Raw genomic sequence first — 17683 nt, 5'->3', positions numbered from 1 at the left:
GACAATTCACTCGTTAAATTAGGTGTAGGCGCTGAGGGGATTAACCAAAAAACCAATAGCAAACCGCTATTGCTGCAGTAATCCCAGCTAAATCAGCAAGTAAGCCACAGGCAATGGCATGTCGACTATATCGAATACCCACAGAGCCAAAATAAACGGCTAGTACATAAAAAGTTGTTTCTGTTGATCCTTGAAAAATTGATGCTAATCGACCGGCAAAAGAATCGGCACCATGGGTTTTCATCGTTTCAATCATCATAGCTCTGGCACCAGAGCCACTTAACGGTTGCATTAACGCCGTAGGCATCGCATCAACAAAGCGGGTGTCAAATCCTAAAAACATCACTAACTCTCTAAAACTGTCGACAATTAGTGTTAATGCGCCACTGGCACGAAAGACGCCAATAGCGACCAACATCGCCAGTAAATAAGGAATAAGTTTAATACTGGTGTCGAAACCTTCTTTAGCCCCTTCTATAAAGCTGTCGTAAACATCAACCTTTTTTCGAACCGCTGCCAAGATAAAAATAATTAAGGTCGAAAAAATTAAAAAATTGCCTAAAAATGACGACTGTTCGGCAAGTGCTTGTGAGGTCAGCATCGAGAAATAGACCACTAAACCTCCTACTAAAGCGATCGCTGCAGATAAATAGAGTAAAATAATTGAGTTATACAGCTTAATTTTTTGCACTGTGGCTACCGCTAATAAGCCAGCGAAAGTTGAAGCAAACGTTGCCAATATAATAGGGACAAAAACATCGGTAGGGCTAGCAGCTCCCTGCTGAGCGCGATAAACAAACACAGCAACAGGAAAAAGTGTAACGCTTGAGGTATTTAAAACCAGGAATAATATTTGCGCATTGGTTGCGGTATCTTTTTGGGGATTTAATTGCTGAAGATCTTGCATGGCTTTTAAGCCAAGCGGCGTTGCTGCATTATCTAAACCTAAAAAGTTAGCCGATAAATTCATCGTCATAGAAGCAATAGCCGGATGACCTTTAGGGACGCCTGGCATTAAACGGGTGAATAACGGCGAAATAGCGCGCGCAAGCTTATCCATTAAACCGGCGTTTTCAGCAATTTTCATTATACCTAACCAAAAGCTTAAAATACCAATTAAGCCAATAGCAATGTCAACGGTCACTTTTGACATTGAAAAAAGCGCTTGCACGAGTTCTTCAAAGATTAAAAGATTATCAAGAAAAAACCATTGATAAAGCGCCGAGCCAAAAGCAATAAAAAAGAAACTGATCCACAAACGATTTAACACAAAGATAATCTTATTAGTCATAGATAATGAAGTTATCATGACATATTAGCCGCAGTAATTACAGTCAAATACGCTTGTAGACAAGTGGAGAGAAATAACGGCACACTAGCGGTGTGGGTGTTAGCCGTAAAATACAAGATAACAAAAAAATACTATTTATCAGTAACTTATAATAAATGAAATTTAAATTAGCTTTTAAAAAAGTTTACACTACAATTAATCACACAGTGTAAATATTAATCAATTGCTCGCGATTTTTCATTTTTATTTTACTGATTTTTATCGATGTAAATAGTGTTTATTAGCGCACGGCTCATGCTTTACGAGCCATTCCCTTGGGCCCGAGCTAGCAATAGTTTCGGGCACTTTTTTGCCTTTATTTTAGCTTGAAAAGTCGTTTGAAATTTGCCGTTGAAAGCTCGGCTATCGTTTCAACTGACTGTCCACGAACGCTTGCTAAAAATTTAGCGACATCGACTACATAAGCGGGTTGATTTTGCTTTCCTCGATGAGGAACTGGCGCTAAGTAAGGTGCATCTGTTTCAATTAAAAATCGATCATCGGGGACAAGTTTAGCAACTTCACGTAATTCACTGGCATTTTTAAAGGTAACGATACCAGAAAATGAAATATAAAAACCAAGGTCAATCGCTTGCTCTGCCATATCCCAAGTTTCGGTAAAGCAATGTAAAATACCACCAACATTTGCGGCATTTTCTTCACGAAGAATATCTAAGGTATCTTGCTGAGCATCACGAGTATGAATAATTAGCGGTTTATTTAATTGATTCGCAACACGGACATGCTTGCGAAAAGAATCGAGTTGCACCGCTTTAGTTTCAGGGGCATAAAAATAGTCTAAGCCAGTTTCACCAATCGCAATCACTTTGTCGGTTTGTGATAAACGGGCAAGCTCTTCTTGGTCAATTAAATCATCTTGATTTAGTGGGTGAGCGCCACACGACAGCCAGACATTATCATATTTAGCCGTTTTTTCTACCATGCTAGGAAATTCCGCTAAGGTTACGCTAACACACAAAATCTCGTCTACTTGAGCGGCGGCGGCGGCTTTTAAAACATTGTCTAACTCGCCATCAAACTCGGTTAAATCCAGTCTATCTAAGTGGCAATGTGAATCTATAAACAAACAACTTTCTCCAATAATTTTTTAATTAAAACAAAACCCTACATTGATAATGTTGGCTCTGAAGAGCTCAGTAAGCGTCCTATCAACTTTTCAATTTGATTACGTACATTGTCATTATCTTCTTCAAAACTAACACCAATACCCGCTGGTGTACCATTTTGAGCACCTGTTGGCGTTAACCAGCATACTTTGCCTACAACACTTGATGGCTCTAGGGCGTCAGGCAAGGTGACTTCAAGTGTTACCTCATCGCCCAAATTAAATTGCTCTGTAGTGCGAACAAATAGCCCACCATTTTTAACAAAGGGCATATAATATTGATATAATTCTCTGTCAGATAAAAATTCTAAGCTAAATTGTTTCATCATTATTCCTCAAAATTTATCTTATGAGCTAGTTATTATAATCTTATTTTTCTTCGATAACTGCTGTTATGTCAACCAGTAGCTTTTCAAAGATGAATTGAGCTAATATTGCTTGCTATTCGCGCGTACTTATTTTTCTATTTTTCTTCTATAACTGCTGTTATGTCAACCAGTAGCTTTTCAAAGATGAATTGTTTGTTTGCTTGCATTAACAATTTAAGTTGTTTAATAGCAGACAAAACTAATTGATATATTGACCATATTACCTGCTCATTCAAGATAATGTCGCCTTTTAGCCAATTATATTGTTGGCGCATCAACTTAACCATGACTTTTTCTAACCAGCGAACGCTATTAGTGTTATCAACCAGTAAGCTTAATATTTCACTACGTTTAATGGTTTTATTTTGCAAAAAAGTAAAGAAACAGCTCTCAAAATGTTGGTATTGGTCATTAACAAAACTGTCAGAGAGTTCTTTTAAGTGACTCAAATTAACAAAAGGGTCGCTACCAGATTGCTTAAGCTCAGCTAATAATTTTTCACCAACCGGCGGCCGAATATCAATCACATAACAACGACTAATAATGGTCGGCAATAACGTTTCAACTTCAGAGGTTAATAAAACAATATAGTTATTAGCATTAGGTTCTTCGAGGGTTTTTAATAAGGCATTGGCCGCAGAGATAGTCATATGATGTGCTGCGGTTATTAATGTCGTTTTACAATGACCTATTTGCGCTGTTTTTTCGAAAAAACGACTCGCTTGTCTCACTTGATCAACACCAATACTTTTTCCGCCACTTTCAATAAGCAAATGGTCTGGGTAAGTATGACTTTTATGCAGTAAGCACGCCTTACAGACGTTACACGGTAAGATAATACCCTGCGAGTTTTGGGGTTTAGTACAAGACAAAACCTGAATAAGCCACAGCGAAAGATCACTTTTACCCGCGCCTTCGACACCATTGATCAAGATGGCATGCGGTAATTTTATTTGCGTTATTTGCTTTGATAACAAAAGTTGCTGTTGCTCTAACCAACTGTGCATTAGTGTTTCCTGCTAACGGTGATAGTCATTAATGACTTTTTAAAAATTCGTTTACCGCTAAGCGAATATTATTATGTACAACAGGCATAGGCGCACTGGCATCAATAATTTTAATCGTTTCATCGGCTAACGCAATTTCAAGATACTTATTACGGACACGATGAAAGAATTCTATTTTTTCTAATTCGATACGATCCAATGCCCCTCGAGCTTGCGCTCTTGCTAAACCTAGCTCAGGAGATATATCTAAATAGAGTGTTAACTGCGGCTTAAAGCCTTTTAAGGTCACTTGAGCAATCGTGTCCATAAGTTCATCGTTAAATTGTCTGCCACCCCCTTGATAAGCCCTTGAGCTTAAATCATGGCGGTCACCGATGACCCATTGACCTTTTTCTAATGCCGGAAGAATTCGATTCGCCATTAGCTGACTGCGGCTAGCGTACATCAATAATAATTCAGTTTCTTGTGTCAATATTTCTTGGTGATCGGCAGATTTCACGATATCGCGCAATGACTCCGCTAAAGGAGTGCCTCCCGGCTCTCGAGTATTAATAAAATCAATACCATGCTCGGTGAGTATTTTTTTAACCACTGAAATAGCTGAAGATTTTCCTGCCCCTTCAATACCTTCAATGACGATAAATTGACCTTTATTCATTTTTTACTTCTTATGCAATTTTTAGTTCAACTGATATTTTTTTACTGCCGCATTATGATCTTTTAAATTAGTTGAAAAGATATGCTGACCTTTGCCATTACTGACAAAATATAAATAATCTGTTGTTAATGGGTTTAACGCGGCATGTATGGCACTTTTACCAGGCATAGCGATAGGTGTAGGTGGCAAACCATTAATTCGGTAAGTATTATACGGTGTTTTCTCGCGCAAGTGACGATATTTGATGTCTCCTTGGTAACGTTCACCTAAACCGTAAATAACGGTTGGGTCAGTTTGCAGGCGCATCTTTTTGTTTAAACGGTTAAAAAATACCGATGAAATAATGCCATGCTCGGCATTTTTGCCACTTTCTTTCTCAATTATCGATGCCATGATCAACGCTTGATACTTATTTTTATAAGGTAAAGGTTCGGCGCGATTTTGCCACGCTAGATTTAATTCAGCGGACATTTGTTGTTGAGCACGTTTTAACAGTTCTATATCGGTAGTACCGGCAGTAAACGCGTAAGTTTCTGGGTAGAACAGCCCTTCGGGATTAACGTGTTCAATATTGAGTTTACTCGCGATATCAGCCACCGAAGTTTGCTGAAGCGTATGCACTAGGTTATCCGTTTCACTCAACTGCACTAACCATTCCTTAAAGGTTGTTCCTTCAATAAAAGTCACGGTAAATTGATGCTCTTTACCGGCAACTAATTGCGCCAACAAAACCTCAACAGAAACGTCTTTATTAATTTGATAAGTGCCCGCTTTTATATTCGCATACTCGGGCTTAAGTCGAACATAATTACGCATCCAAAAGCGCGTATTGAGCCAGCCATTTTTGATCAGTTGTTCTGAAAATCGACTAAACGAGGTACCGTCTTTAATGGTTAATAGTTGGGTGGATGAAATATTGAGCGGCTGTTTCATTTGATAAAAGGTATAGGCAACTAAAGAGGCGCTTAACATCACCACGGTGAAAAACGACACAGCAAATATTATCTTAATTTTTTTCATTTTTAGCAAATATCCTCAATAAACTTAGCCATATCACGACAAGGCATTAATGCTAATTTTTGATGTTGAAATTGTCTAACCGGCATAATACCCATAACACTGTTGCAAATAAACATCGCTTGGATATTAACAAGCGCAGCAAGTTTTACGTTAACGATCTCAATTTTACAATAATTACCCGTAGTCTGTAAGATATGATTACGCATTAACCCTTCGACACCTGACTCTTTTAGTTCTGGTGTGTACCAAACATTATTTTTCAGCCAAAAGACATTCGCCGCACTTGCTTCAACAATATTATCAAAATAATTTAGTACTAATAAATCATCTTCTGCTCGGTTATCGACTTCCTGGCGAACAAGCACCTGCTCAAGACGATTAAGGTGTTTTATCCCTGAGAGTAAAGAGCTAATACCTAACTTCAATGAAGATACGCCCAAATGAAGACCTTGTTGTTGCATGTTTGCATAATGTTCAGGAAAAGGGTGAAAAGTAATAATAACGTTACTTGTTTGGCAACCTTGTCGAGAATATCCTCGCCCGCCATCACCTGCCGTTATAATCACTTTTGCTACAGATAAAGTATAACGCTCTGCTACAGCCATTAATTCAATAATGACTTTGTTCATATCTGGCAAGGGAATATTGAGCGTTTTACAGCTCATGGTTAATCGTTCAATGTGAGCCGCTAATCGTTCAACTTTACCATCAAGCACTTTCGCAGTAGTAAAAACGCCGTCACCATAAGCTAAGCCACGGTTATTGATTGAAGGGTGTTGCTCTACTTGACCATTAACACTTTGATAATACATATTGGGTTTCATTAGAAATAGAAAAGCCTGAATACTGATGACTAGTATTCAGGCTTAAACAATTAACTGCAAGGTTTAGTTGATGATATATCTCGGTTATTGCGCTTAAACTTTTTTAAAGATTAATGAACCGTTCGTGCCACCAAAGCCAAAAGAATTACATAAAGCATATTCTAAATTGGCGTCACGTGCCGTATGAGCAATATAATCTAAATCACAACCTTCGCTGGGATTATCTAAATTTATTGTCGGTGGTACCACATTATTCATTAAGGCTTGCACCGTAAAAATAGTTTCAACCGCACCTGCTGCGCCCAACAAATGACCCGTCATTGACTTTGTAGAACCCATCATAAGTTTATAAGCATTGTCGCCAAATACCGATTTTACTGCGTTGGTTTCGGCAATATCACCTGTGGGTGTTGATGTACCATGAGCATTAATATAACCAATCTTACTTTGGTCAACTTTTGCATCATTAATTGCATTAATCATCGCGCGCGCGCCACCTTCACCATTGGCAGGTGGCGAGGTCATATGGTAAGCATCTGCACTCATACCAAAGCCAACCAGCTCAGCATAAATTTTTGCACCACGCGCTTTTGCATGTTCAAATTCTTCAAGCACTAGAACACCTGCGCCATCGCCCAGTACAAAACCGTCACGGTCTTTGTCCCAAGGACGTGAAGCTTGCTCTGGTGCATCATTACGCGTTGATAACGCTCGTGCAGCACCAAAACCGCCAATACCCGTCCGTGTTGAAGCTTTCTCAGCTCCACCGGCTAGCATAGCGTCAGCATCGCCATAAGATATCATACGAGCCGCATGACCAATATTATGCACACCACTTGTACAAGCCGTTGCAATAGAAATATTAGGACCTCTTAAGCCGTGCATCATCGACAAGTGACCAGAAATCATATTTATAATGGTGGATGGCACAAAAAATGGTGATAACTTGCGAGGACCTGCATTAAGCATTTTCTCAACGTTTTCTTCAATTAATCCTAGGCCGCCAATACCAGCACCAACAGCAACACCAACTCTGTGGGTGTTTACATCATCAATTTCAAGACCTGAGTCTTTAAAAGCCTGTATACCTGCGGCAACACCATATTGAATAAAAAGATCCATTTTCTTGGCTTCTTTTCGTGCAATATAATCTTCTGCATTAAAGTTTTTAATTAAACCTGCAAACTTAGTGGTGTATACAGAGGTATCAAAATGTTCAATATTACTAATGCCACTTTTACCCAGCAGTAAATTTTGCCAAGTAGATTCAGGACAGTTGCCCAAAGGGCTTAACATACCAAGACCGGTAACAACAACGCGTCTCATGACTATGTGCCTCCGCTAAGAGTTTATAAGGAAAAGAAATCGTTATATTCTCATGTTGAGAAAGTAACAATATATACCCGATCCACTTCAAGATGCAGTTTCAGAATTAAGCTAGGAAGTCAGACAAGGCGCGATACGAGGACAGTAGTTATTCCCTTACCAAGTATTGTAACGCTGAGCTCGCTTTATAGCTTATCTGCAACGTTATTGATTTCAACAATAGAATAACTATTCTCTTCAATCAATGTTTTGGCCATACGGATATAAGTACTTAAGTTATGTGTGGAACGATAACCTGTGTCGCTTACTCTTTATCGACTGCTGAAACCTGCATCTTGAAGTGGTACGAGTATGAATCGTAGATAAAAAAACAGGCGGTAAAAACCGCCTGAATGTGTACTTTAAATTCTCATTTAAAAGCCTGGCTTGAAAACCAGTAACTAAAAACTAATAATTAACGTTGTAATTATTGGTTAGCAGTAACGTAATCAACAGCTGCTTGTACAGTTGTGATTTTTTCAGCTTCTTCATCTGGAATTTCAGTATCAAATTCTTCTTCTAACGCCATGACTAATTCAACAGTGTCTAAAGAGTCAGCACCTAGGTCGTCAACAAAAGAAGAGCTAATTTTAACTTCTTCTTCACTTACACCTAATTGTTCAACTGTAATTTTTCTTACGCGTTCTTCAATAGTACTCATTTTTTTTCCTTTCTAGAAAATATAATTTTTCGTAATTGTGTGTAGTTTATTCGTCAACAGCCTAGCTTGCAAGCTTCTAATTTTAATTTTCGTCTGGTCTAACCTGTTGACTGCTCTAAATTTGTTCAATTTGTTGGTTCAATAATATTAAGCCAACTAATTAAACCATATACATACCGCCGTTTACATGCAATGTTTCGCCAGTAATATATGCTGCACCATCGGAAGCTAGAAAAACAACTGCGTTAGCAATTTCTTCTGGCTTACCTAAGCGATTTGCCGGTACTTGAGAAAAAATACCTTCTTTTTGCTCATCTGTTAAGGTTTGTGTCATATCGGTATCGATAAATCCCGGCGACACAGTATTAACAGTTATGCCACGAGATGCAACCTCACGCGCTAATGATTTTGTAAAACCAATCAATCCAGCTTTTGCGGTTGCATAGTTTACTTGCCCTGCATTGCCCATAGTGCCAACTACTGAGCCAATATTAATAATGCGACCATTGCGTTTTTTCATCATAGCGCGAATAACCGCTTTACTGATTTTAAACACAGATGAAAGATTAGTATCAATAATATCTTGCCATTCATCATCTTTCATTCGCATAAATAAATTGTCACGCGTAATACCCGCATTATTGACTAAGATATCAATGCCACCATGATTCTCTTTGATCGCTACAAACATAGCCGCAATAGAATCATTGTCAGTAACGTTAAGCACTAAACCATGACCTTCGCCTAGATATTCACTAATGTTATCAGCGCCATGTGCAGATGTTGCTGTACCTAATACCGTTGCACCTAAAGCTTTAAATTGGCTTGCAATGGCTTTGCCGATACCGCGACTTGCGCCAGTAACTAAGACGACTTTTCCTTCAAAAGAAAACATAATTTACCCTATTTAATTGTTTCTAATGCTTTAGTTAATGATGCTTGATCATTAACTGAAACACTGGTGATTGTTTTGTCGATACGTTTAATTAACCCTAGTAACACTTTACCTGGGCCAGCTTCTACGACGAGTGAAACACCGTTTTTTGCGAGTAGCTCTATCGTTTCTGTCCAACGTACTGGACTGTACAATTGCTTTATCAAGGCTAATTTTATTGCTTCAACATCTGTTTCTGCAACAACATCAACATTATTTACCACGGGAATTTCTGGTGTATTAAAAGTGATATTATTAAATGCTTCAGCGAGCTTGTCTGCGGCATCTTTCATCAATGCGCAATGCGATGGCACGCTTACCGGTAAAGGTAGCACGCGTTTTGCGCCCGCTTCTTTACATAAGACACCGGCACGTTCTACCGCAGCTTTATGACCGGCAATAACGACTTGTCCTGGCGAGTTAAAATTAACAGCCGCAACTACTTCGTTACCTTGTGCTTTTTCACAGGCATCAATAATCGCTTGGTCATCAAGACCAATAATAGCAGCCATAGCGCCGACACCCTCAGGTACAGAGGCTTGCATAAATTCGCCACGTTTCTCTACTAACTTAACACCTTCTGTTAAAGAGATAACACCCGCACAAACTAATGCCGAATATTCCCCTAAACTGTGACCCGCTAACATTGCCGGTTTACAATCAGACTGTGATGACCATAAACGCCATAATGCAACACTGGCCGTTAATAGTGCCGGTTGAGTAAAGTTTGTTTGATTGAGCTTTTCAACAGGACCCTGCGCAACTAATTGCCAAAGGTTATAACCTAAAGCAGCAGACGCTTCTGAAAAAGTATTTTGTACGACTTCATTGTCAGCAAAATCAGCTAACATACCAACAGTTTGTGAACCTTGGCCGGGAAAAACAAACGCTAAATTATTTTGCATTTTATTACCTAATGTTTATTTGTGTTTTAATTAAAGGTGTATTGATGATACTTAATGGATTATTTTCTTGATAAAAAGATAATGCTTTAAATACGCTTTACGTTAACTCAATACTAATAATTTATTTGCGACCACAAGCAAAACCATTTTCAAGTTTGTCTTTTATTTTTTCTGGCACTTGACGTTCAATTTCTTTTATCGCCTCTAATATCGCCATATAAAAAGCTTTTGAACTGGCATCACCGTGACTCTTGACCACAATACCGCGTAATCCTATCAGACTTGCGCCGTTATACTGGTCGGGGTTCAGGGGTTTAAAGAGTTTTTTTAACGTTGAGGACAATAAACGTCCAACAATTCGGGTAAAAAGGTTGCGAGACAGCACAGTATTCATTTTTTGGTAGACTAAACGAGCAACACCTTCACAGGTTTTCAGTGCAACATTACCGACAAAGCCATCACAAACAATCACATCTGCTTTGTTGGTGAAAATATCATTACCTTCGACAAAGCCGATATAATTAATGTCACTGTTTTGCGCTAATTTTGCTGCGGTTTGTTTTATATGGTCACTGCCCTTCATTTCTTCTTCACCCATATTCAACAAAGCTATACGTGGCGATTTAATGCCATCGACCTGCTCAGCCATAACAGAGCCCATAACAGCAAACTGATACAAAACATTAGAGTCACAAAAAACATTTGCACCTAAATCGAGCATAAAAACATGTTTGTTTTCATCATGAGTAGGAAGAGAAGAAATTAATGCTGGACGTTCAACACCAACAAGTGTTTTCAAAACGAAATGGGCCATTGAAAAAAGTGCACCGGTATTGCCAGCACTTACACAGGCTTGTGCTTTGTTTTCATGAACAAGGTCAAGTGACTTTCGCATTGAAGAATTTTTTTTGTTACGCAAGGCAACAATAGGTTTATCGTCCATAGCCACTATTTGAGTGGTTGGAAAGATGGTTAGTTGGGGGTGGTTAGCACACTGACGTTTGGATAATTCAGCGTTAATAATATCGACATCACCGCAAAGAATGAGATGAAGTTCTGGAATGTTTTTCACTGCTAAGATGGCAGCAGGAATTGTTATAAGGGGGCCTTTATCGCCCCCCATAACATCTAACGCTATGGTTAGACTTTTCAAAGCAATCAGCTTACTTGTTGATTACTTGAACACCTTTGTAAAAGCCATCAGCTGTTACATGATGACGACGGTGTGTTTCACCAGATACTGGATCTACTGATAAGTTTTCTGTTGTTACTGCGTCATGTGAACGGCGCATGCCACGTCTTGAACGAGACTTTTTGCTCTTTTGAACTGCCATTAGCTACTCCTAAAAATCGGTTAATCGTTATTAATTAAATAAGTTGTTTATTTAAATTTCTGTAATATATCAAATGGGTTTGGTTTTTCAAGCTCTTCAGGCAATTCGCCCCATACACTGTCAACTGATGCCTGACATTGACTGGGCTCATGCATTGCAATTAACGGAATTGCGAGTAATAACTCTTCTTCCACTAATTCTAGCAGGTTAACTTCACCATTTTCATCTAATTCTATTGCGTCATAATATGACGGCAATGCTTCAGCGGCTTCATCATCTTTAGCAGGACTTAGAGTAAACTCTACATCCAAATCTATTATCAATGGTTCAGTACAACGCTGACAAGTTAATGCTACTGATACGGATCCTGTTCCTGATATGACATTCAAGCCGAGATCGTCCACATCAAAATTAACATTAACCTGCATCTGCTCATTGCATGGAGTACACACTTCAAGCAATCTATTCATCCCCGACACTTCAAAGAAGCCGTCACACACCAACCTGCGTTGGGCGCTCTTTCGGGGGTTTATCATTATCGGGAGTTTAAGATTTTGCATAAGGCGCGCATATTAATGTGCTTGCCCCCTGCTGTCAAAAGAAAAATAACAATTTTTGTTTAAAAATTAAAGAAAGCCCACATATTATTGTATAACTGTTTATATTTTGAGTAATTCCTGTGAAAACTTTAGTTTTAGCTTCTACATCGCCTTTTCGAAAAATTATTTTAGAAAAGTTAAATTTAGCTTTTGATTGTGCAAAACCTAATGTCGATGAAACACCATTAATTAACGAAACAGCCATTGAACTTGTCGAACGTTTAGCCGTAGAAAAAGCAAAGGCTGTTGCCAGTCAATTTCCGAATGCGCTGATTATTGGTTCAGATCAAGTGGCTTTGTCTGCAGAAAAGATATTAGGTAAACCGCATAATTTTGAAAATGGCTTTAAACAACTGAGCAGCTTTAGCGGCAAAGCGGTAGAGTTTCATACGGGTTTATGTGTGTTCGACAGTTCAACAGGAAAAAGTCTCTCGTTGGTTGATTTATTCACCGTACACTTTAAAGAACTTTCTGCACAAGAAATTACTGCCTATTTGCATGCCGAAGAGCCTTATAACTGCGCAGGGAGTTTTAAAAGTGAAGGACTAGGTATTTGCTTATTTGAAAAGCTTGAGGGGGATGATCCTAATACCCTAATAGGTTTACCGTTAATTAGACTGATTAGTTTACTTAAAGCGCAGGGGTTAGATGTGTTACAAGAGCAACGAAAACAGCAATAGTACCCGTCGTTTAATCGGTGTGTATAATAGCCGAGTTAACTGAGCTTAGTTGCTGGCAGCAACGTTTGCTATTTGACTAAGCAATCAAATAGCAAACAGTTAATGACAATAGCGACAGGTGTTACCCCTTAACCGCCCTATTTAACAATAATTGATGTAGTTCAGCCAATGAGCCAACAATCGCTTTTGGTTGATACTTTGACAGCACGTCTTCATCGTGGACACCATAAGTTACCCCAATACTATCAACCCCTGCTCTTTGCGCCATTTCAAGGTCAAAAGAAGTATCACCTATCATCACCGCTTGATGCTTTTCAATCTTTAATTCTTTTAACAAACTATTGATCATATCTGGATCAGGTTTAGAAATACTTTCATCGGCACATCGAGAGGCATGGAAAAAGTGTTCGGTATCACTCGTTAACCAAACACGTTGTAAACCTGCTCGCGCTTTTCCTGTCGCAACCGCTAAAAACTTATCTTCATTTTTTAAATTAACTAATAATTCAAGCGCATGATCAAATAATGGGGTTGGCGTAGTATTTACTTCAACATATTGGTGCTTATATTGTGCCGTTAATAATTGTACCTGCTCTTCATTAGCCTCAGGAAATAACGTTGCAATTGCTTTAGGTAAACTTAAGCCGATAATTTGTTTCGCTTGATGATAACCAGGTGGTACAAGTGATAATGCAACAGCTGTGGCTTGCATTGAGAAAACAATACGATCGACAGAGTCCATTAATGTGCCGTCCCAGTCAAAAATCACTAATTTATAGTTGTGCATATTTTCTCTTTTAGTCATTTAATAATTAAGGTCTATTTGCTAAGAAGTGTTTAGGTTTATAAGGAAGATAATGGCGTGAAGCTAAATTTACTTTAGTATCACGCCAGAGGAATTACTTTAGTTTTGTTAGTAAATTTTGTAAGGAATGCTCTAACGGTGCTTCTATTTTAATTCTTTCATCGGTACTTGGATGAGTAAATTCGATACTAGCCGCATGTAAAAATAAGCGCTTAAGTCCTAGTTTTCTCATATCTTCGTCAAAGTTTTCATAGCCATATTTTGAATCACAAGCGATAGGGTGACCTTTAATTTGACAATGCACACGAATTTGATGAGTACGACCCGTAACCGGAAAGGCGCGAATGAGTGTGGCATTTTCAAAGTTTTTTAACACTTTAAAACGCGTTTCTGATTCTTTACCATTAATGTTATCGACAACAACGACACGTTCACCCGATTTTAAATCATTCTTTTTCAAGCCTTCCGTTACACGGGTTAATTTAGTCGACCATTGTCCCTTAACTAAGGCATGATAAAATTTCTGCACCGTTTTATTACGCAACTGTTCATGTAAGTGACGTAAAGCTGAACGTTTTTTAGCAATAACTAAACAGCCTGAAGTATCTCTATCGAGTCGATGAACAAGTTCAAGCATTCTTGCGTCGGGGCGTAAAGCTCGCATGGCTTCAATTAAACCAAAACTTAAACCACTACCACCATGAACTGCCATGCCGGAAGGTTTGTTAATAACAATTAAACGGTCATCTTCGAACAATATTTGTTTTTCTAAATTAGCGACAATATTTAACTTAGTAGACACTTCATTAGTATTTTCAGAAATACGAATGGGCGCAACACGAATCAGATCCTCATCTTGTATTTTGTATTCTGGTTTAGTCCGTTTTTTATTAGCCCTTATCTCGCCTTTTCTTAATAGGCGATAAATCATGCTTTTCGGCACACCTTTTAAGGTTTTTAATAAAAAGTTATCTATTCTTTGACCAGCGTCTTCGCTATCGATTGTATAAAATCGAACTTGGGGTTTTGTATTTTCATTCATAAAAGCGAGTTTAACATATATATTTTCATTTTAGCGTAATTAACTCAGCGATTTAATTGCCTTTTGCCTCAATTAAGTGGGATAATCTTGGTGTTATTGTTTATTTAAGACAATAAGGTAAAAAATAGAAGCTTTTAGCGAAACGTAAGAGGCAAAATGCGGCCACATTAATGTGCGTTATCACGATAAATTATTATCGACGACACATTAACCGAACGGCCTATTGCAAGAATTGACCTGAATAACAAGTCAAAAAACGGCATAAACATTTTAGTCCCGCGCAACGAAAGCTATTTTGTAATGATATAAACCAAATTAGATAAATTTCCATCGAGCAACAAACCGAATAGTAAGCCAAAACGCCGAATTTCAAACTGCTCAACAAATATCAATTTGATAATATCGAGCACAGCACAATTTGCTGCGCGCATGAAGAAACAATTTTTCTTGGGTGAATATCACCTGAGAGTACAATCAGATTAAATAACAGCTTACAGCGCACTATGGCGCTGTAATATGACACCCGAGAGGCTGACAAATTGCTGTTACCATAGCGATAAATTGCTTTGTGTTCGAAGCTTATAGTGTTGTGACTAACATGAGTCACTAAAACTATGAAACGTATGTTAATTAACGCTACACAATCGGAAGAGTTACGTGTAGCACTTGTCGATGGTCAACAACTTTATGATTTAGATATCGAAAGTCCTGGTCATCAACAAAAGAAATCAAATATTTATAAAGCAAAAATCACGCGTATAGAGCCGTCTCTAGAAGCTGCATTTGTTGACTATGGCGCCGAACGTCATGGTTTCCTACCGATGAAAGAAATCGCACGCGAATATTTCCCTAAAGGTTATACCTTTCAGGGTCGTCCAAATATCAAAGAAGTCTTGCGCGAAGGCCAAGAAGTTATAGTTCAAATTGATAAAGAAGAACGCGGCCAGAAAGGCGCAGCGTTAACGACTTTCATCAGTTTAGCCGGTAGTTACTTGGTATTAATGCCAAATAATCCTCGTGCTGGTGGTATTTCTCGTCGCATTGAAGGCGATGAACGCACAGATTTAAAAACCTCTTTAAACAAATTAGAATTACCTAAAGGCATGGGCTTAATTGTTCGCACTGCTGGTGTTGGTAAAGACTATGAAGAATTAGACTGGGATTTAAACGTTCTTTTACACCATTGGAAAGCCATTTCAGAAGCAGCAGAAACTAAACCTGCTCCCTTCCTAATTCACCAAGAAACTAACGTTATCCTTCGTGCTATTCGTGACTATTTACGCCGCGATATCGGTGAAGTATTAATTGATCGCCCGAAAACATTCGAAAGTGTTAAAAAACATATAGAAGTGGTTCGTCCTGATTTCTTAAGTAAAATAAAACTCTACACGAACGATGTTCCCCTATTTACCCATTACCAAATTGAAACACAAATCGAATCTGCGTTTCAGCGTGAAGTAAGACTTCCTTCTGGTGGCTCAATTGTTATTGACCCAACTGAAGCAATGACATCAATCGATGTTAACTCTGCCCGCGCAACTAAAGGTAGTGATATAGAAGAGACCGCATTTAACACTAACTTAGAAGCTGCTGAAGAAGTTGCTCGTCAATTACGTTTACGTGATTTGGGTGGTTTAGTGGTTATTGATTTTATTGACATGACACCTGTGCGTCATCAACGTGAAGTTGAAAATCGCATGCGTGATGCTGTAAAACAAGATAGAGCTCGTATTCAATTAGGTCGAATTTCTCGTTTTGGTTTATTAGAAATGTCGCGTCAACGTTTACGCCCTTCTATCGGTGAAACTAGCCAAGGCGTTTGTCCTCGTTGTAATGGTACTGGACACGTACGTAGTGTTGAATCATTAGCCTTGTCTATTTTGCGTTTAATGGAAGAAGAAGCCATTAAAGAAAATACGCAACATGTACAAGCTCAAGTACCTGTACCTGTAGCGACTTATCTTTTGAATGAAAAGCGTCGTTCAGTATTTCATATCGAAAAACATCACGGCGTTAATATTCTTATTATTCCTAATCCTCATATGGACACACCACAATATGAAGTCATTAGAGTAAGAACCGACGAGAGTGTTGAAGAAGCAAGCTACGAAAGAACCATTACTGAAGCTTCAGTTGAAGAAGCTGTAATGCCTAAATTCGATAAGCAAGCCGCTAAACGTGACGAACCAGCCTTACAAGGCATGTCTTCACCTAAGCAATCAGCACCGTTAACCGCCGTAAAACCTGTAGCGCCTGTAGCTCCAGTAAAAGCATCTGCGGGCTTATTTGATGGTTTAATTAAGTGGGGTAAATCACTCTTCGCTGCTGAAGAGGAAGTTGCACCTAAAGTTGTTGAACCTGCAAAGAAACCTGAAAGCAACAACAGTGAACGTCGTCCGCAACGTGGTCGTCAAGGTCAACGTCGTAACAATAATAATCGTAACGAAAACCGCAACGATAACAGAAATGTTAATCGTAACGACAAACGTAATGATACTCAAAATGAAGATCGTGCTGATATCAAGCCAGTCATTAATGACAATAAAGACAACATTAATGAAAATAAAGATAACAAGCCGAATAAACAGCCTCGTAAAGCGCCAGTAGAGCGTAATACTAAGCCTAAAGAAGAAAAAACTACAGTACGTCGTCAACGTCGTAACAACAGTAAAAAAGTACGTATTGTTGATGAAAACTCAACGGTTGTTAATAACGCTGCGTTAAGCAAAATAGCCGCAGAAGAAAAGGCTCAAGTAGTCGCGACTATCGACGAAGCGGTAACCGTTGAAACAGTAGCTACACAAGCCGATGCTACCCAGCCAGAGCTTAGTGAGACTAAAACTAGTGATGAACAGCGTCCTAGAAACCGTCGTTCACCTAGGCACTTACGCTCTAATGGACAACGTCGTCGTCAACCTGCTGAAAATCAGGCAGTTGATGTTAACGCAGCAGTAGTAACAACTGAAGTTAGTGAAGACCCTGTTGAAGCAAGATATCCTGAAACACCTGTAGTTGAAACGCCAGT

Annotated in this window: 18 protein-coding genes; 2 read left to right on the top strand and 16 right to left on the bottom strand. The window is 38.7% G+C overall.

Features of this window, described 5'->3' with window-relative positions; translation table 11 throughout:
- Positions 1 to 40 precede the first annotated feature (40 nt).
- The 14 genes from H4J70_RS18755 to yceD all read right to left on the bottom strand — a co-directional run bounded on the left by H4J70_RS18755 (position 41) and on the right by yceD (position 12092).
- Positions 41 to 1270 carry a nucleoside recognition domain-containing protein gene (locus tag H4J70_RS18755; protein ID WP_182251682.1) on the bottom strand — a complete coding sequence of 410 codons (1230 nt, stop codon included), beginning with the start codon at positions 1268 to 1270 and terminating at the stop codon, positions 41 to 43.
- A 376-nt stretch (positions 1271 to 1646) separates the two neighbouring features.
- Positions 1647 to 2417, bottom strand: coding sequence for a TatD family hydrolase (locus H4J70_RS18750; protein WP_070376507.1), 771 nt, complete (start codon positions 2415 to 2417; stop codon positions 1647 to 1649).
- 38 nt (positions 2418 to 2455) lie between these two features.
- Positions 2456 to 2782 (bottom strand): PilZ domain-containing protein, encoded by a 327-nt coding sequence (locus tag H4J70_RS18745; RefSeq protein WP_182251681.1) that lies wholly within the window; start codon positions 2780 to 2782, stop codon positions 2456 to 2458.
- A 137-nt stretch (positions 2783 to 2919) separates the two neighbouring features.
- Entirely contained in the window at positions 2920 to 3831 is a 912-nt protein-coding gene (locus H4J70_RS18740) for a DNA polymerase III subunit delta' (protein WP_182221652.1), read from the bottom strand.
- Between the two features lie 28 nt (positions 3832 to 3859).
- Positions 3860 to 4489, bottom strand: a complete 630-nt coding sequence (gene tmk, locus H4J70_RS18735) for a dTMP kinase (RefSeq protein WP_070376504.1) — start codon at positions 4487 to 4489, stop codon at positions 3860 to 3862.
- 21 nt (positions 4490 to 4510) lie between these two features.
- Positions 4511 to 5509 (bottom strand): endolytic transglycosylase MltG, encoded by a 999-nt coding sequence (mltG, locus tag H4J70_RS18730; RefSeq protein ID WP_182251680.1) that lies wholly within the window; start codon positions 5507 to 5509, stop codon positions 4511 to 4513.
- Positions 5510 to 5511: 2 nt separating this feature from the next.
- Entirely contained in the window at positions 5512 to 6333 is an 822-nt protein-coding gene (gene pabC, locus H4J70_RS18725) for an aminodeoxychorismate lyase (RefSeq protein WP_182251679.1), read from the bottom strand.
- Between the two features lie 93 nt (positions 6334 to 6426).
- On the bottom strand, positions 6427 to 7665 hold the full coding sequence (fabF, locus tag H4J70_RS18720; protein WP_182251694.1) for a beta-ketoacyl-ACP synthase II: 1239 nt from the start codon (positions 7663 to 7665) through the stop codon (positions 6427 to 6429).
- Between the two features lie 460 nt (positions 7666 to 8125).
- A complete protein-coding gene (gene acpP, locus H4J70_RS18715) occupies positions 8126 to 8359 on the bottom strand; it encodes an acyl carrier protein (protein WP_070376501.1) in 234 nt (77 codons plus the stop codon).
- Between the two features lie 160 nt (positions 8360 to 8519).
- On the bottom strand, positions 8520 to 9254 hold the full coding sequence (gene fabG, locus H4J70_RS18710) for a 3-oxoacyl-ACP reductase FabG (protein WP_070376500.1): 735 nt from the start codon (positions 9252 to 9254) through the stop codon (positions 8520 to 8522).
- 8 nt (positions 9255 to 9262) lie between these two features.
- Positions 9263 to 10198 (bottom strand): ACP S-malonyltransferase, encoded by a 936-nt coding sequence (gene fabD, locus H4J70_RS18705; RefSeq protein WP_182251678.1) that lies wholly within the window; start codon positions 10196 to 10198, stop codon positions 9263 to 9265.
- Positions 10199 to 10319: 121 nt separating this feature from the next.
- The gene (gene plsX, locus H4J70_RS18700; protein ID WP_070377233.1) at positions 10320 to 11321 is read right to left on the bottom strand and encodes a phosphate acyltransferase PlsX; all 1002 of its coding nucleotides are present in this window, start codon (positions 11319 to 11321) and stop codon (positions 10320 to 10322) included.
- Positions 11322 to 11361: 40 nt separating this feature from the next.
- Entirely contained in the window at positions 11362 to 11532 is a 171-nt protein-coding gene (rpmF, locus tag H4J70_RS18695) for a 50S ribosomal protein L32 (protein ID WP_070376498.1), read from the bottom strand.
- A gap of 47 nt (positions 11533 to 11579) precedes the next feature.
- Positions 11580 to 12092: a 23S rRNA accumulation protein YceD gene (yceD, locus tag H4J70_RS18690; RefSeq protein ID WP_070376497.1), complete on the bottom strand. Its 513-nt coding sequence runs from the start codon at positions 12090 to 12092 to the stop codon at positions 11580 to 11582.
- A 119-nt stretch (positions 12093 to 12211) separates the two neighbouring features.
- Here yceD and H4J70_RS18685 point away from each other — a divergent pair, with 119 nt between their 5' ends.
- Entirely contained in the window at positions 12212 to 12811 is a 600-nt protein-coding gene (locus tag H4J70_RS18685) for a nucleoside triphosphate pyrophosphatase (RefSeq protein WP_182251677.1), read from the top strand.
- 121 nt (positions 12812 to 12932) lie between these two features.
- Here H4J70_RS18685 and H4J70_RS18680 read toward each other — a convergent pair whose 3' ends face one another.
- Both H4J70_RS18680 and rluC read right to left on the bottom strand, forming a co-directional pair.
- Positions 12933 to 13598: an HAD-IA family hydrolase gene (locus tag H4J70_RS18680; protein ID WP_070376495.1), complete on the bottom strand. Its 666-nt coding sequence runs from the start codon at positions 13596 to 13598 to the stop codon at positions 12933 to 12935.
- A 112-nt stretch (positions 13599 to 13710) separates the two neighbouring features.
- Positions 13711 to 14658, bottom strand: coding sequence for a 23S rRNA pseudouridine(955/2504/2580) synthase RluC (gene rluC, locus H4J70_RS18675; protein ID WP_070376494.1), 948 nt, complete (start codon positions 14656 to 14658; stop codon positions 13711 to 13713).
- Between the two features lie 614 nt (positions 14659 to 15272).
- Here rluC and rne point away from each other — a divergent pair.
- The coding region (rne, locus tag H4J70_RS18670) for a ribonuclease E (protein ID WP_182251676.1) at positions 15273 to 17683 on the top strand (2411 nt) is incomplete at its 3' end.

The organism is Colwellia sp. BRX8-9 (genome assembly GCF_014077245.1).
Lineage (GTDB): Bacteria > Pseudomonadota > Gammaproteobacteria > Enterobacterales > Alteromonadaceae > Colwellia_A.
Note: the sequence above shows the minus strand (reverse complement) of the source record. Positions and strands in the feature narration are given on the sequence as shown.

Excerpts from the sequence above, each read along its gene's own strand:
- rluC (WP_070376494.1), bottom strand. The coding sequence starts at position 14,658 with ATGAATGAAAATACAAAACCCCAAGTTCGATTTTATACAATCGATAGC.
- pabC (WP_182251679.1), bottom strand. The coding sequence starts at position 6,333 with ATGAAACCCAATATGTATTATCAAAGTGTTAATGGTCAAGTAGAGCAA.
- mltG (WP_182251680.1), bottom strand. The coding sequence starts at position 5,509 with ATGAAAAAAATTAAGATAATATTTGCTGTGTCGTTTTTCACCGTGGTG.
- H4J70_RS18680 (WP_070376495.1), bottom strand. The coding sequence starts at position 13,598 with ATGCACAACTATAAATTAGTGATTTTTGACTGGGACGGCACATTAATG.
- rpmF (WP_070376498.1), bottom strand. The coding sequence starts at position 11,532 with ATGGCAGTTCAAAAGAGCAAAAAGTCTCGTTCAAGACGTGGCATGCGC.
- H4J70_RS18745 (WP_182251681.1), bottom strand. The coding sequence starts at position 2,782 with ATGAAACAATTTAGCTTAGAATTTTTATCTGACAGAGAATTATATCAA.
- fabD (WP_182251678.1), bottom strand. The coding sequence starts at position 10,198 with ATGCAAAATAATTTAGCGTTTGTTTTTCCCGGCCAAGGTTCACAAACT.
- acpP (WP_070376501.1), bottom strand. The coding sequence starts at position 8,359 with ATGAGTACTATTGAAGAACGCGTAAGAAAAATTACAGTTGAACAATTA.
- tmk (WP_070376504.1), bottom strand. The coding sequence starts at position 4,489 with ATGAATAAAGGTCAATTTATCGTCATTGAAGGTATTGAAGGGGCAGGA.
- yceD (WP_070376497.1), bottom strand. The coding sequence starts at position 12,092 with ATGCAAAATCTTAAACTCCCGATAATGATAAACCCCCGAAAGAGCGCC.
- fabG (WP_070376500.1), bottom strand. The coding sequence starts at position 9,254 with ATGTTTTCTTTTGAAGGAAAAGTCGTCTTAGTTACTGGCGCAAGTCGC.
- H4J70_RS18740 (WP_182221652.1), bottom strand. The coding sequence starts at position 3,831 with ATGCACAGTTGGTTAGAGCAACAGCAACTTTTGTTATCAAAGCAAATA.
- plsX (WP_070377233.1), bottom strand. The coding sequence starts at position 11,321 with ATGGGGGGCGATAAAGGCCCCCTTATAACAATTCCTGCTGCCATCTTA.